Origin of the sequence: Alloalcanivorax mobilis (assembly GCF_002864685.1) — a bacterium.
Lineage (GTDB): Bacteria > Pseudomonadota > Gammaproteobacteria > Pseudomonadales > Alcanivoracaceae > Alloalcanivorax > Alloalcanivorax mobilis.
In genome coordinates this window covers 56950-71321 of the sequence record NZ_NMQZ01000009.1, presented here as the reverse complement: position 1 = coordinate 71321, position 14372 = coordinate 56950, and the positions used below count along the sequence as shown (strand labels likewise).

11 protein-coding genes are annotated in these 14372 nt (G+C 63.3%); 4 read left to right on the top strand and 7 right to left on the bottom strand.

What is annotated here, in order from left to right; all coding sequences use genetic code 11:
- Positions 1-2 precede the first annotated feature (2 nt).
- On the bottom strand, positions 3-1028 hold the full coding sequence (locus CGS25_RS07260) for a hypothetical protein (RefSeq protein ID WP_089032562.1): 1026 nt from the start codon (positions 1026-1028) through the stop codon (positions 3-5).
- A 434-nt stretch (positions 1029-1462) separates the two neighbouring features.
- Here CGS25_RS07260 and CGS25_RS07255 point away from each other — a divergent pair, with 434 nt between their 5' ends.
- Entirely contained in the window at positions 1463-2827 is a 1365-nt protein-coding gene (locus tag CGS25_RS07255; protein ID WP_101675054.1) for an ABC1 kinase family protein, read from the top strand.
- Positions 2828-2847: 20 nt separating this feature from the next.
- On the opposite strand, the gene CGS25_RS07250 is transcribed toward CGS25_RS07255, so the two are convergent.
- The 6 genes from CGS25_RS07250 to CGS25_RS07225 all read right to left on the bottom strand — a co-directional run bounded on the left by CGS25_RS07250 (position 2848) and on the right by CGS25_RS07225 (position 8804).
- Positions 2848-3951 carry a putative solute-binding protein gene (locus tag CGS25_RS07250; RefSeq protein WP_198588718.1) on the bottom strand — a complete coding sequence of 368 codons (1104 nt, stop codon included), beginning with the start codon at positions 3949-3951 and terminating at the stop codon, positions 2848-2850.
- Positions 3952-3976: 25 nt separating this feature from the next.
- A complete protein-coding gene (locus CGS25_RS07245) occupies positions 3977-5110 on the bottom strand; it encodes a putative solute-binding protein (RefSeq protein ID WP_232802305.1) in 1134 nt (377 codons plus the stop codon).
- Between the two features lie 241 nt (positions 5111-5351).
- Complete coding sequence (locus CGS25_RS07240; RefSeq protein WP_101675052.1) at positions 5352-6125, bottom strand: YciK family oxidoreductase; 774 nt, start codon at positions 6123-6125, stop codon at positions 5352-5354.
- 3 nt (positions 6126-6128) lie between these two features.
- Positions 6129-6785 (bottom strand): HAD-IA family hydrolase, encoded by a 657-nt coding sequence (locus CGS25_RS07235; RefSeq protein WP_089032558.1) that lies wholly within the window; start codon positions 6783-6785, stop codon positions 6129-6131.
- On the bottom strand, positions 6778-7482 hold the full coding sequence (gene ubiG, locus CGS25_RS07230) for a bifunctional 2-polyprenyl-6-hydroxyphenol methylase/3-demethylubiquinol 3-O-methyltransferase UbiG (protein ID WP_089032557.1): 705 nt from the start codon (positions 7480-7482) through the stop codon (positions 6778-6780). Before ubiG ends, CGS25_RS07235 begins: the two co-directional genes overlap by 8 nt.
- On the bottom strand, positions 7479-8804 hold the full coding sequence (locus tag CGS25_RS07225; RefSeq protein WP_101675051.1) for a TRZ/ATZ family hydrolase: 1326 nt from the start codon (positions 8802-8804) through the stop codon (positions 7479-7481). Before CGS25_RS07225 ends, ubiG begins: the two co-directional genes overlap by 4 nt.
- 308 nt (positions 8805-9112) lie before the next feature.
- Between CGS25_RS07225 and gyrA the strand changes: the two genes are divergently transcribed.
- The 3 genes from gyrA to pheA all read left to right on the top strand — a co-directional run bounded on the left by gyrA (position 9113) and on the right by pheA (position 14249).
- On the top strand, positions 9113-11839 hold the full coding sequence (gene gyrA / locus CGS25_RS07220; protein WP_089032555.1) for a DNA gyrase subunit A: 2727 nt from the start codon (positions 9113-9115) through the stop codon (positions 11837-11839).
- Positions 11840-11929: 90 nt separating this feature from the next.
- Positions 11930-13009: a 3-phosphoserine/phosphohydroxythreonine transaminase gene (serC, locus tag CGS25_RS07215; RefSeq protein WP_101675050.1), complete on the top strand. Its 1080-nt coding sequence runs from the start codon at positions 11930-11932 to the stop codon at positions 13007-13009.
- Between the two features lie 157 nt (positions 13010-13166).
- Positions 13167-14249, top strand: coding sequence for a prephenate dehydratase (gene pheA, locus CGS25_RS07210; RefSeq protein ID WP_089032553.1), 1083 nt, complete (start codon positions 13167-13169; stop codon positions 14247-14249).
- Positions 14250-14372 lie beyond the last annotated feature (123 nt).

Here is a 14372-nt window from a genome sequence, read left to right as displayed (position 1 = left end):
CCTTAGAGCAAATCGTCGATATCAACCTTGGAGCCGCCACGGGACTGTTCGTCCCAGAACGTCCCCAGACCCTGCAGCGGAGTCCGCTTGCCGGTGGCTTCGGTCCACATGCGATCGGACAGGCCACGCACCAGACCGTTGGCGATGGCGTCGATCATGGCGTAGTCGGGGTTGAGGTTCTGATCGTTGGCGGCGAAATCGCGGATTGCATCACGCAGATGCTCCTTGTCGCCTTTGCCATAAGCACTCATGGCGTAGAGCGCGCTACCGAGACGAACGCCCTGATCGAAGCCCATCTGAGCGGACTCTTCCAGGGTTTTCCAAGGTTGAGCGCCTTCAGGGGCGAGTTGCGGAAGAATGGACCAGACCGCGGCCCGCACACCCTGGGGAGCACCCCACCATTTGGCGTTATCGATGCAGGTCATGTTGCGTTCCACCTTGGCGACGATGTCCCGGGGCACGCCCACGGAGCCATCGGCCGCGCCATCGTTGACCAGCGCGGTGACGCCACTGATGTTACCCACCAGCCAGACCAACTGCTCCAGCTCATGGTTCAGCTTCGGACATTCACCGTCTTTTTTCTCACCGAGTTCGTTGGTCATCAGGTTGTAGGCCTTGAGCTGACGCTCGGCGGCCACCGCGGACCATTGCTTCTGCTCGATGCGGGCATCCTGGGCTTCGCTGACGTTGCCCGCCTTGACGGCGCGCAGGTAGCGCAGTTCGGAGTTAAGGGCCATTTGTTCCGCGCACACCGCGGCGGTGGTGAACACCATGACGCCGAGTTTTTGCGGGTGTGAACCGACACTTTCGAAGGACATCAACAGGGGGGTTTGCGCCTCACCGGTAATACAACCCATGCGCACGTCGTCGTAGGCGAGCATGTAAGGCAGCAGTTCGGCTTGACCAAAGCTGACGAGAACGTCACCGGTGGTCTTGTAAATCATGCCACAACCGGAGAGGGCGGTGAGCATGCCCCCAGCAACGACCAGGCCCGCGGGACGCAGGATTTTACTTATAAGAGAACGCATTCCTTTAGCTCCTTTTTATTGTTCTCACGACGCCGCCAACGTTACCCAAGGTGTCTTCGTTGGCACAAGCGACAATTACAAAAATGCATGTAAGCCATTACAAACATAATGGTAGACGTGAGATCATGGTTCGGTGGTTGCGGTGGTGTAATGACCCTGGGTCTGAGCTCTTCTGTCAGATCAGCCAATGCACTTGTCGTTGCTCGCGCGCTTCTTATTTTTACTCCTTTCTTATCAATGGCTTGGGAGGAAGGAGGGTGGCCTGGAGGAGGCTTCGGCGGCGTCTCGTATCTGTCCCTGTTTGCATCTGGGGCCGGGTCGGACAGCTGGCCATCGGTGGTTGAGTCATTTTTTAAAATGCTTTTCCGAAAAAGCGAATGGTGTCGGGTTGTCGGACGTTTTCTTTTTACCCTGAATGGAGTCCAGGATCAGTGATGGCGAAACAAACGGTGATCAATGACGCGCGTAGCAACCTGGCCCGGGAACGGCAAGGCCTCGCGCTGGCCCGTAATACCGCCCGCGGCGCGTTGCGCGTGGCCGAGACGGTGGGCGTGGTGGGCCGGCACGGCCTGGGCTGGCTGTTGGGCGATCGGGACAAGCTGCCGGCGCGCCTGCGGCGTACCTGCGAATCCCTGGGTGCCACCTACATCAAGCTGGGTCAGTTCATCGCCAGCTCGCCGTCGCTGTTCCCCGAAGAATATGTGACGGAGTTTCAGCAATGCCTGGATCGCACTCCGCCGCTGCCGTTCCGTTATGTGCGCGAAACCGTCGAGGCGGAGCTGGGCCAGCCCTTGGAGACGCTGTTCGAGTGGGTCGATACGCAAGCGCTGGCCAGCGCGTCGATTGCCCAGGTGCACGCCGCTCGCCTGAAGAATGGCGCCGAGGTCGTTATCAAGGTGCAACGACCGGGCGTTCGCAATGTGCTGCTGACCGATTTTAATTTTCTCTATTTTTCCGCGCGGGTGGTGGAAAGCCTGGCGCCGGGGCTGTCGCGGGCGGCACTGTCCGGCGTGATCGAGGAGCTCCAGGCGGGAATGCTGGAAGAGTGCGATTTTCTCCAGGAAGCGCGCAACCTGGATCAGTTCAATGAATTCCTGACCGCGAGCGGCAACAGCCGGGTGGTGGCGCCGCGCCCGGTGCATTCGCACACCACCGCCCGGGTGCTGACCATGGAGCGTTTTCACGGCGTGCCGCTCACTGATCTGGAGGTGCTGCGCCGCTACACCGACGATCCGGCCGGCACCCTGATCACCGCGTTGAACACCTGGTTCTCGAGTCTGATGCTGTGTGATTTTTTCCACGCCGACGTGCACGCAGGCAACCTGATGCTGCTGGAGGATGGCCGCGTGGGTTTCATCGACTTCGGTATGGTGGGGCGCATCCGCAAGGAAACCTGGGAAGGCATGATGGCGTTCTTCGACGCCATTGGCAGCGGCGATGTGCAGGCCATGGCCCGGGCCATGGCGATGGTGGGCATGACCCGCGAGGAAGTGGACGTGGAAGCGCTGGCCCGGGACATCGCCGGGTTGCAACACCGGCTTACCGACGTGGACGCCACCGCCCTGGTGCAGGCGGATCGCAACAGCCGGGAGGTCAATCAATTGCTGGGTGAGCTGGTGCGCATCGGCGAGAGCCACGGCATTCGTTTTCCCCGTGAGTTCGCGTTGTTGCTCAAGCAGTTTTTGTATTTCGACCGTTATGTGCAGGTGCTGGCGCCGGAGCTGGATATGTTCAACGACGGCCGTGTCGATATGTTTGGCGCCCTCGACCAGATGCCCGGCGAGCCGGACCCGCGCTGAGCGCGGGTAGGCGATCGGGTCTACTCCATCGGGTCCGAGCATTCCGCGCGGGCCGCATCCAGCTTGCAGCGGATGCGCCGCTCCAGGGTCAGCATGGCGCCGCTGTAGTAATCCCGATCGCGCAACTGCAGCCGCGCGTCGCGCATCATCACTTCGTACTCCCGCTTATCCTGATCCGGCACGCTGACCCACCAGTGTGCCGGGATGTCCTTGGTCTCCTCGTGCACTCTTCGCATCATGTCGCCATAGCTTTCATAGAAGGCTTCACGCACCAGTTGCGCGGCCGCGTTGGGAATGCGATCACTGTGAGCGATCAATTGCATGCTGATCTGCGCCAGCGGGTAGTCGATGATGCCGCCGTCGGGCTGCATGCCTTTATACAGTTCCATGATGCTGTAGGCCGCCAACGGCGCGGCCAGCACATCGACCACGCCGTTGTTGAACATGTTGGGCGCGTTGACGATGTCCGTGGGCACCGGGGTGGCGCCCACCTGGGCCACCATCTCGGCCTGTACCGGATCATAATCGAGCACCGCGACCTTGCGCCCGGCGGCTTTGGCCAGGGTATTGATGCGTTTGTCGTTAACAAAAATATAGGCCCCGCCGGCCGGGGCGATTCCGGCGACCACGTAATCGCCCTGTTCCATCCGTGGGGCGGATTTCGGATTGGCCAGCACCTGCAGCAGAATGCGCATGTGTTCTTCGCTGGGCACGCCGCCGATCGAATCAATGGTGCCGGTGTAGCGGTTGAACAGCCGTGCGCGCAGGCCGCTCATCAGCGCCGCGTCGCAACGGCGAGCTTTGAACTCTTCCACCATCACCCGCTCATCGGTGTAGGGCACCAGCTTTAACTTAATGCCGTAAGTCAGCATGCGCGCTCTCTGATCCTGGGCGGCGCCGTAGATCGGTCCGTTGCGGCCGATCACATCCCAGATGCAGATGGTGCGGTTGATGAACTCGCCCTCCTTGCCCAGGCCGGTCAGCTCGCGCATCGCGCTGAGGCGTTCCTGAATTGGCCGGTCGCTGTCGTAGACCACGCTTTTCAGGTTCTCGCGGGTGGCGGCGCTGCCGCTGGTGACGATGCCGAGCAACAGCAGGCAGACACCGAGGGCAATCAGGCGCATGGGCGTTTCTCCATTCAGGCGTCGTTTATCGGGCCGCGGAGCACTCGCCGCGGGAGGAGTTGTACTTGCAGCGAATACGCCGCTCAAGATCGAGCATCTCGCCGCTGTAGTATTTATCCTTGCGCAGTTTGGTGCGCGCTTCCTGCATCATGCTTTCGTATTCCTGGCGGTCCGCTTCGGGAATGTGAATCCACCAGTGCGCGGGCACCCGGCCTTCCTCCACCTTGACCCGTTCACGGATGCGGTCGAACGCTTCAAACGACGCCTCGCGAATCAGCTGTGCCACCTCGTTGGGGAATTTGTCCAGGCGGCCGACCAGTTGCATGGAAAGCTGGGTGAGCGGGTAATCGATGATGCCACCGTCGGGCTGCATGCCTTTATAAAGCTCGAGCAGTTCATAGGCGACCAGCGGCGCGGCGAGAATATCGACCACGCCATTATTGAATTTGTTGGGCGCGCTGACGATGTCCGAGGGCACCGGCGTGGCGCCGATGCCGGCGACCATCTCCGCCTGGGTGGGGTCGTAGTCGAGCACCGCCACTTTTTTGCCGGCGGCCTTGGCCAGGGAACTGATGCGCTTGTCGTTCACGAAAATGTGCGCGGCGCCGGCCGGGTAGATGCCCATGATCACGTAATCGCCATGCACCATGTGGCCGGCCTGGCTGGGGTGGGCGAGCACCTCCAGAAGGGTGCGCATGTGCTCTTCGTCGGGCACCGCGCCGATCGCGTCGATGGTGCCGGTGTACAGGTTGAAGGTGCGGGCGCGGAAACCGCTCATCAGCGCCGCGTCGCAGCGCCCGGATTTAAGCTCCTCGACCATCACCGTTTCATTGGTGAAAGGAAGCATCTCCAGATTAACACCGTACTCCAGGGCCAGCGTTCGCTGTTCCATGGCGGCCTGGAACACCGGCCCGTTGCGGCCGGCGATGTCCCAGATGCAGATTTTCCGGTGCAGGGCGCTGCCCGGTGGCATCTGATCAATGCCCACCAGTTTGCTGATCGCCTTGAGCCGCACACGCACCGGCATATCGCGGGAATAGAATACTTCCGAGAGCCCGTCCACCAGCGGCTGGTCGATCTCCACGCCGGGCAGCAGCTTATGCATTTTCGCCTGCTGATCGGGTGTCAGGCGCAATTCCTGGGCGTTGGCGGGCGCCATTGTTATGGACAGAAGAGTTGCAAAAATCGGTGCAATAATAAGAACAGTAAAACGGCGCATAGTGGTCCCCGCTTTTGTTTTTAGAGGGCAATGAATCGAGTAAAGCACGCCTATGGAGGCGTGAAGATGCCGGCATGACGACGGTGCGCGTCGCCGGGGCCAAGCGGGTGGCCACCGGCGGTTCCACGGATGGGGCAGGGCTTGTTTGCGGCGACTTTTTCGTGCCGCGGCTTTGCTGCTCTTACTTCGGCTGGGCGTCCAGGGAGAGGCCGTTGACGCCCTGGCTGTCCGGCCCGAGCAGGAACAGATAGGGGGCCACGATCTCGGCCGGGGTCTTCAGGGTCATCGGGTCTTCGCCGGGGTAGGCCAGGGCGCGCATGTCGGTGCGGGTGGCGCCCGGGTTGAGGGTGTTCACCCGAATCGCCGAGGTGTTTTCCAGCTCTTCGGAAAGCACCTGGGCGAGGTTCTCGGTGGCGGCCTTGGAGGCCGCGTAGGCGCCCCAATAGGCGCGCCCTGTGCGGCCCACGCTGGAGGTGGTGAACAGCACCCGGGCATCGGCGCTGGCGCGAAGCAGCGGCAGCATCGCCTGGGTCAGGTAAAAGGCGCTGTTGACGTTAACGCGCATCACCGAATCCCAGGTGTCGGCGCCGTAACGTTCCAGTGGCGTGATATCACCGAGAATCGAGGCATTGTGCAGAATGCCGTCGAGCCGTCCGAATTCCTTGTCGAACAGCCCGGCCAGTTCCTGATAGTCGATGGGGCGCGCCACTTCCATATTGACCGGCGCCAGCGCCGGTTCGGCGCCGCCGGCGGCCTTGATCTGATCGTACACCGCTTCCAGCTTGGCCTGGGTTCGCCCCAGCAGAATCACGGTGGCGCCGTGAGCGGCCAGGGCCAGGGCGGCGGCGCGGCCGATGCCATCGCCAGCGCCGGTGACCAGAATGACCCGGTCTTTGAAGGCCTGTTCGGGGCATTGGTACTCAAGGGCCTGGCGCTGGATCTGTTCGCTGTTCATGGCTTAAAGCGTCCTTATCAGGGGCAGCAGTTGCTCGCCGTGTTCAATAAAATAATCCGCCGGCCAGGCGCGCGGGTTATCGGCCGCGTCGATGTAGCCGAAGCCGGCGGTGGCGGTGATCATCCTGGCGTTGAGGCCGGCTTGAATATCGCGCAGATGATCGCCCACATAGAGGCAGTGAACCGGGTTGACGCCCATTTCGGCGGCGGCCATCAGCAACCCTTCCGGGTCCGGTTTGCGTTCGCGCACCTGGTCCGGGCAGATCACCGAAGCGGCCCGTTCGAGCAGCCCGAGCCCGGCCAGCACCGGCCGCGTGAAGCGCTCCGGCTTATTGGTGACTACCCCCCAGGGCAGCCCTTGGGCGTCCAGCCATTGCAGGCAGTCGGCCATGCCTTCGAACAGGCGCGTGTCCACCGCCAGACGGCCGGCGTAGGCTTCAAGCAACTGGTCGAGGCGTTCCTGAAAGCCCGGGTCGCCGGGCGCCAGCCCGAAGCCCAGCTCGGTGAGGGCGCGGGCGCCGTTGGAGACGGTGGCGCGCACCGCCCGGTAACTGACTTCCGGGTGGCCATGGGCGGCCAGCACCTGATTGAGCACCACGTAAAAATCCGGCGCGGTGTCAATCAGGGTGCCGTCGAGATCGAACAGCACCGCTTCAAGCATGGCTCACCGTGTGCATCAGGTAGTTCACCGAGACGTCGCGGTTCAACTTGTAGACCTGGGTCAGCGGGTTGTAGGTCATGCCGGTGGTTTCGCGCACCTGCAGGGCGGCGTCGCGGCTCCAGCCGGCCAGCTCCGAGGGGCGGATCAATTTGGCGTATTCGTGGGTGCCGCGCGGCAGCAGCCGCAACACGTATTCGGCGCCGACAATGGCGAACAGAAACGCCTTGGGGTTGCGGTTGATGGTGCTGAAGAAAACATGGCCGCCCGGCTTCACCAGGGTCGCGCAGGCGTGGATCACCGAGGACGGGTCGGGCACGTGCTCGAGCATTTCCAGGCAGGTGACCACGTCGTACTGGCCAGCGCGTTCCCCGGCAATCTGTTCGGCGGGGGTCTGGATGTACTCCACTTGCACGCCGCTTTGTTCCGCGTGCAGGCGGGCCACCGCCAGCGGCGCCTCGCCCATGTCGATGCCGGTCACGGTGGCGCCGCGCCGGGCCATGCCTTCGGAGAGCAAGCCGCCCCCGCAGCCGATGTCGATCACGCTCTTGCCGGTCAGGCCGGCGCGTTCGTCAATGTAGTTCAGGCGCAGCGGATTGATGTCGTGCAGCGGGCGGAACTCCGACTCCGGGTCCCACCAGCGCTCGGCCAGGGCGTTGAATTTGGCGATCTCGGCACTGTCCACATTGGGGCTGCTCATGACTGTTCTCCAGCGATCTTGCGCTGCCATTCGCTGGCATTGCGGGCCAGCAGGGCGCGGTTAAGGGTGGTGAGTTGGCGGTCGCGCATCAGGCAGCGCCCGGCCACCCAGCTGTGGGTGACCTGATCGCGGGTGGCGGCGTACACCAGTTGCGCCACCGGGTCGAACAGCGGCTGGGTTTCCAGGGCGCTCATATCAATGGCGATCATATCCGCCTGTTTGCCCGCTTCCAGTGAGCCGATGCGCGCTTCCAGACCCAGGGCCCGGGCGCCGTTCAAAGTGGCCATGCGCAACGCCGTGGCCGCCGGCACGGCGTCGGCGCGCTGGCTGACGCCCTTGGCGAGCAGGGCGGCGGTGCGCATCTCGCCGATCATGTCCAGGTCGTTGTTGCTGGCCGCGCCGTCGGTGCCCAGGGCGACATTGACGCCGGCCTCCAGCAGCTTGTGCACCGGCGCGAAGCCGCTCGCCAGTTTCAGGTTGGATTCCGGGCAGTGCACCACATGGGTGCCGGTCTCCACCAGCCAGTCGATCTCTTCGTCGAGCAGTTGAGTCATGTGCACGGCCAGCAGGCGTGGGCCCAGCAGGCCCAGTTGGCGCAGGCGGGTGATCGGCCGCTCGCCGCCGTTCTCCACCGCCTGATGGATTTCGCCGGCGGTTTCGTGCACGTGCATCATGATCGGCGCGTCCAACTCCTCCGCCAGGGTGAGTACTTTTTCCAGCGGCGCGTCGGAGACCGTATAGGGCGCGTGGGGGCCGAAGCCGAGCGTCAGGCGGGGCTCGTGCCGCCAGTTGTCGATCGCTTCGGTGGCCAGACGCAGGTAGTCCTCCGGGCCCTCGCCCATGGGCGTGGGGAAATCCATGATCGGGCAACACAGCACCGCGCGCAGGCCCGCTTCCATGGTGGCGCGGGCGGTGGCGTCCGGGAAGAAGTACATGTCGGCGAAGCAGGTGGTGCCCGAGCGGATCATCTCGGCGGCGGCCAGCAGGGCGCCGTCACGCACGAAGGCTTCACTGACCCAGCGCCCCTCGGCCGGCCAGATGTGGTTCTCGAGCCAGGCCATTAAAGGCAGGTCGTCGGCGAGGCCGCGGAACAGATTCATGGCGGCGTGGGTGTGCGCGTTGATCAGGCCCGGGGCAAGCAGGTGTTGGTCCAGGGTGATGACCTCGTCGGCCTGCCACTTTTGCGCCGCCAGGGCGCGCGGCAGCAGATCGACAATGGTGTCGCCGCGGACCACCACGGCGTGGTCGGCGAGCAGCTCGTTGGGCGCCACCGGGGCCACCCAGCGCGCATTGACGATCAGATCCGCTCGGTTTTCGCTCATTGCAGACTCCAAACCCGGTTTGGCGGCGAGTATACCGTGTCTTAGAGTCCGTTGCCGTTCCATTGGAAACCCTGTTGCCGCCGATTTTTTGAACGATTCGGTGGCCCCGGAGCGGCTGTCGCCGTTCGCCGTGGCGGCGATTGGCGCGGGCTCCTTGGAAGTGGCAAAGCTGTGCTATCATCGATGGCTTTTAGGGCGCCCCCGAGCCATTGATTTGATCGGCCCGGCGGCGCCGGTATCACTACCCGACACTCAGGCCGGGCGTCGCCACGGCGCTGTCCACGTCACCGAGGGAAATAAGGAACGCCATGACGGACCTCGCGAAAGAAGTCACTCCCGTCAATATCGAGGATGAGCTCAGACAATCCTACCTGGATTACGCCATGAGCGTGATCGTGGGCCGGGCCCTGCCGGATGTGCGTGACGGCCTTAAGCCGGTGCACCGGCGCGTGCTGTTCGCCATGCACGAGCTCAGCAACGACTGGAACAAACCTTATAAGAAATCCGCCCGTGTGGTGGGTGACGTCATCGGTAAATACCACCCGCACGGCGATTCCGCCGTTTACGACACCATCGTGCGCATGGCGCAGCCGTTCTCGCTGCGCTACATGCTGGTGGACGGGCAGGGTAACTTCGGTTCCATCGACGGCGATTCCGCCGCCGCCATGCGTTACACCGAAGTGCGCATGTCCAAGATCGCCCACGAATTGCTCGCCGATCTGGACAAAGAGACCGTCGACTACGTGGACAACTACGACGGCACCGAACGCATTCCCGACGTCATGCCCACCCGCGTGCCCAACCTGCTGGTGAACGGCTCCTCCGGGATCGCCGTGGGCATGGCCACCAATATTCCGCCGCACAATCTGGGCGAAGTGGTGGACGGATGCCTGGCGCTGATCGACGACGACAGCCTGACCCCGGACGACCTGATGGAATACATCAAGGGTCCGGATTTCCCCACCGCCGGCATCATTAATGGCCGGGCTGGCATCGTGCAGGCCTACCGCACCGGCCGTGGGCGCATCTATGTGCGGGCCCGCGCCGACATCGAGCAAACTGATAAAAGCGGCAAGGAAGCGATCATCATCCACGAGCTGCCCTATCAGGTGAACAAGGCACGCCTGATCGAGAAGATCGCGGAGCTGGTCAAAGAGAAAAAGATCGAAGGCATCACCGAACTGCGCGACGAATCCGACAAGCAGGGGATGCGGGTTTATATCGAGTTGCGCCGTGGTGAAAACGCCGAGGTGGTGCTGAATAATCTCTATCAGCAGACGCAGATGGAGACGGTGTTCGGCATCAACACGGTGGCCCTGGTGGATGGCCAGCCGCGCACCCTGAACCTGCGCGAACTGCTGGATGCGTTCCTGCGCCACCGCCGCGAGGTGGTGACCCGCCGTACCGTGTTCGAGCTGCGCAAGGCGCGTGAAAAAGCCCATCAGCTGGAAGGCCTGGCGGTGGCGCTGACCAATATTGATCCGGTGATCGCGCTGATCAAGGCGTCGCCGAGCGGTGCTGAAGCGAAGGAAAAACTGCTTGCCCAGGGCTGGGCGCCCGGCGATGTGCTGACCATGCTGGAGCGCGCCGGCGGTGAGGACGCGGCGCGCCCGGACGGCCTGGACGAGCACTACGGCCTGCGCGACGGCCTTTACCATCTGAGCCCGGAACAGGCCCAGGCGATTCTTGACCTGCGTCTGCAGAAGCTGACCGGCCTGGAACGGGAAAAGCTGATCACCGATTACCAGGAACTGCTGGAGCAAATCAGCAAGTTGATGCTGATTCTCGCCGACCCGCAGCGCCTGATGCAGGTGATCCGTGATGAACTCAACGCGATCCGCGCCGAGTACAGCGACGAGCGCCGTACCGAGATTCAGACCTCGCGTCTGGATCTGAGCATGGAAGATCTGATCGCCGAGGAAACCGTGGTGGCCACGCTCAGCCACGGCGGTTACGCCAAGATACAGCCGATCGACACCTACCGGGCGCAAAAACGCGGTGGGCGCGGCAAGTCCGCCGGCCAGCTCAAAGACGAGGATTACGTGGAGCACCTGTTGGTGGCCGGCACCCACGACACCCTGCTGTGCTTCACCAGTGAGGGCAAGGTGTACTGGCTGCGGGTGTTTGAGCTGCCGCAGGGCGGGCGTGCCTCCCGGGGCAAGCCGATTGTCAATCTGATTCCGGCGCTCAAGCCGGAAGAGCGGATCACCGCGATTCTGCGGCTCGACGCGGACATGGTGCGTCAGCAGGGCAGCGTCGATGATGACGACGAGGCCGAAGTGCTGGAAGGCGAAGTGGTCGAGGACGCCGAAGGCGTTGAAGCCGAAGCGGACACCGGCGTCGCCGGCCCGTTTATCTTCATGGCGATCTCCAACGGCGTGGTCAAACGCACCGAGCTGGCCAAGTTCGCCAAGCCGCGCAGCAGCGGCCTGATTGCCGTGCGGCTGCAGGAAGGCGAGCATCTGGTCAATGTGGCGATCACCCAGGGCGACGAAGATGTGGTGCTGGTGGCCAGCAACGGCAAGGTGGTGCGCTTCAAGGAATCCAAAGTGCGGGTGATGGGCCGCACCGCCCGTGGCGTGCGCGGCATGAGAGTGGCCGAGGGCGAGGAAGTGATTGCCCTGATCGTGCCCGAGGCCGACGGCCAGTTGCTGACCGCGTCGAAGAACGGCTATGGCAAGCGCACCGACCTGTCCGAGTTCCCGACCAAGGGGCGGGGCACGCAGGGCGTGATCGGCATGGTGGTGAACGAGCGCAACGGTGAACTGGTGGGCGCCGCCCAGGTGGTCGGCGGCGAGGACATCATGCTGATCTCCAACCAGGGCACCCTGGTGCGTACTCGGGTCGATGAAGTCAGCCATCTGGGGCGCAATACCCAGGGCGTGCGTTTGATCCGCATGAGCGGTGACGAAGCGCTCTCCGGGCTGGCGACGATTCCCGAACTGGAAGGCGACCTTCTCGACGACGAGGCGCTGGAGCACGACGCCGGCGAGGACGATTCCGAATCGGCGCCGGACACCGATCAGGACCAGTGAACAGCCCGGCGGCCACGGCCGCCGGAGATTCTATAGCCAACACCCTGGCCCGGAGTGATCCGGGCTTCTCTGACTTTGGAGAAACGAAACATGCCCCGCGCTTACAACTTCTGCGCTGGTCCGGCGGCTCTGCCGGAGGCGGTGCTCAACCAGGCCCGCGAGGAAATGCTGGATTATCAGGGCACCGGCATGTCGGTGATGGAAATGAGCCATCGCGATCAGGTGGTGGTGGAGATGGCCGCCCGGGCGGAGCGGGATCTGCGCGATTTGCTGGGCATCTCCGACGATTACGCGGTGCTGTTTTTGCAAGGTGGCGCCAGCGCCCAGTTCGCCATGGTGCCGATGAACCTGCTCGGCGACGCCGACACGGCGGATTACGTCAACACCGGGCAGTGGTCGAGCAAGGCGATCAAGGAAGCCGGCCGCTTTTGCCGGGTCAATGTGGCGGCCAGCAGCGAGGACCGTAATTTTTCCTATGTGCCGCCACAGAGCGACTGGCGCCTCAGCGACAACGCCGCGTACGTGCACTATTGCCCCAACGAAACCATCGGCGGGCTGGAGTACGATTTTATTCCGGAGGTCAGCCGGCCCCTGGTGGCGGACATGAGTTCCACTATTTTGTCCCGCCCGCTGGATGTGAACCGCTTTTCGCTGATCTACGCCGGCGCCCAAAAGAACATTGGCCCGGCCGGCCTGACCCTGGTGATTGTGCGTCGCGATCTGCTCGGCCGCGCCGGGCCGGGCGTGCCGGCGATGATGAACTACCAGGTGCACGCGGATAACGACTCCATGTACAACACGCCGCCGACTTTTGCCTGGTACCTGGCCGGCCTGGTGTTCCAGTGGCTCAAGGCGCAGGGCGGTATGCCGGCCATGGAAACGCTCAATCGGCGCAAGGCGGGCAAGCTTTATGACTTTATCGACGCCAGCCCGTTCTACAGTAACCCGGTGGCGCCGGCCAACCGCAGCTGGATGAACGTACCGTTCGTGCTGGCGGACACGGCGCTGGATAAGACCTTCCTGGCCGAAGCGGATGCCGCCGGCCTGCGCAACCTGAAAGGCCACCGCAGTGTCGGCGGCATGCGCGCCAGCATCTACAACGCGGTGCCCGAGGCGGCGGTGGACGCGCTGGTGGATTTCATGGCGGATTTCGAGAAGAGAAAAGGATAGAAGAGCGCTTGCACGCGGCACGCAACACGCATGGCACCTGGAAGACAGAGAGCGTGGTGGCCGTCGGCGGCGCGCTGAGAAATAATAGGCAAACAGGGCACCCGCTCCCACGCAGCGTGCAAGCGTGATGCGTGCGAGCCTGTAAGCGAGACAGCAAATGACCAACTCATTGGACAAGCTAAGAGAACAGATCGACGCCCTGGATCAACAGCTCCAGGACCTGATCAACCGACGTGCCGAACTGGCCCATCAGGTGGCCGAGGTCAAATACGCCGAAGACCCCACCCCGGTGTTTTATCGGCCGGAGCGTGAAGCCCAGGTGTTGCGCCGGATCAAGGAGCGCAATCAGGGGCCGGTGGGCGGTGAGGACATGGCGCGCCTGTTCCGCGAGGTAATGAGCATTTGCCTGGCGCTGGAACAGCCCATGCGGGTGGCGTTTCTGGGCCCCGAGGGCACCTTTACCCAACAGGCGGCGATCAAGCATTTTGGCCACGCCGCGCAGAGCGTGCCGCTGGGTGCCATTGATGAAGTGTTCCGGGAAGTGGCCGCCGGCGCCGTGCATTTCGGCGTGGTGCCGGTGGAGAATTCCACCGAGGGCATGGTCAACCACACCCTTGATTCCTTTATGAACTCCGAGTTGCAGATCTGCGGCGAGGTGGAACTGCGCATTCACCATCACCTGCTGGCCGGGCCTCACACCCGCCAGGACAAGGTGACGCGCATCTATTCCCACCAGCAAACCCTGGCCCAGTGCCGGCAATGGATCGACACGCATATGCCCACCGTGGAGCGCATCGCGGTCAGTTCCAACGCGGACGCGGCGCGCCGTCTCAAGGACGAATGGAACGCCATGGCGATCGCCGGCGACATGGCCGCCGAGCTGTACGGTCTGGAGCAGGTGCAGAGCAACATCGAGGACCGCCCGGACAACACCACCCGGTTTCTGATCATCGGCCGCCAGGACACCCCGCCGTCCGGCCGCGACAAGACCAGCCTGCTGGTGTCCGGCAAGAACCGCCCGGGCTTGCTCTCCGACCTGTTGATGCCGTTCCGTGAGAAAGGCATCAACCTGACCCGCCTGGAAAGCCGGCCCTCGCGCATCGCCAACTGGAGCTACGTGTTCTTTATTGATTGCGAAGGCCACAAGGAAAACGCCGAGCTGGCCGAGGTGCTCAACACCCTGGAGCAGCAGGGCAACACCATTAAGCTGCTCGGCTCGTACCCGAAAGCGGTGCTTTGACGCCGGACGCTGGACGCTGGACGCCGGACGCTAAACCCGGTACGGACGGTTTTGCGGTGTTTCCTGCGAAGCCTCCTGGTGTGGTCGGCTGGAGCGAAGCGACAGTCGACAAGCGTCCGGCGT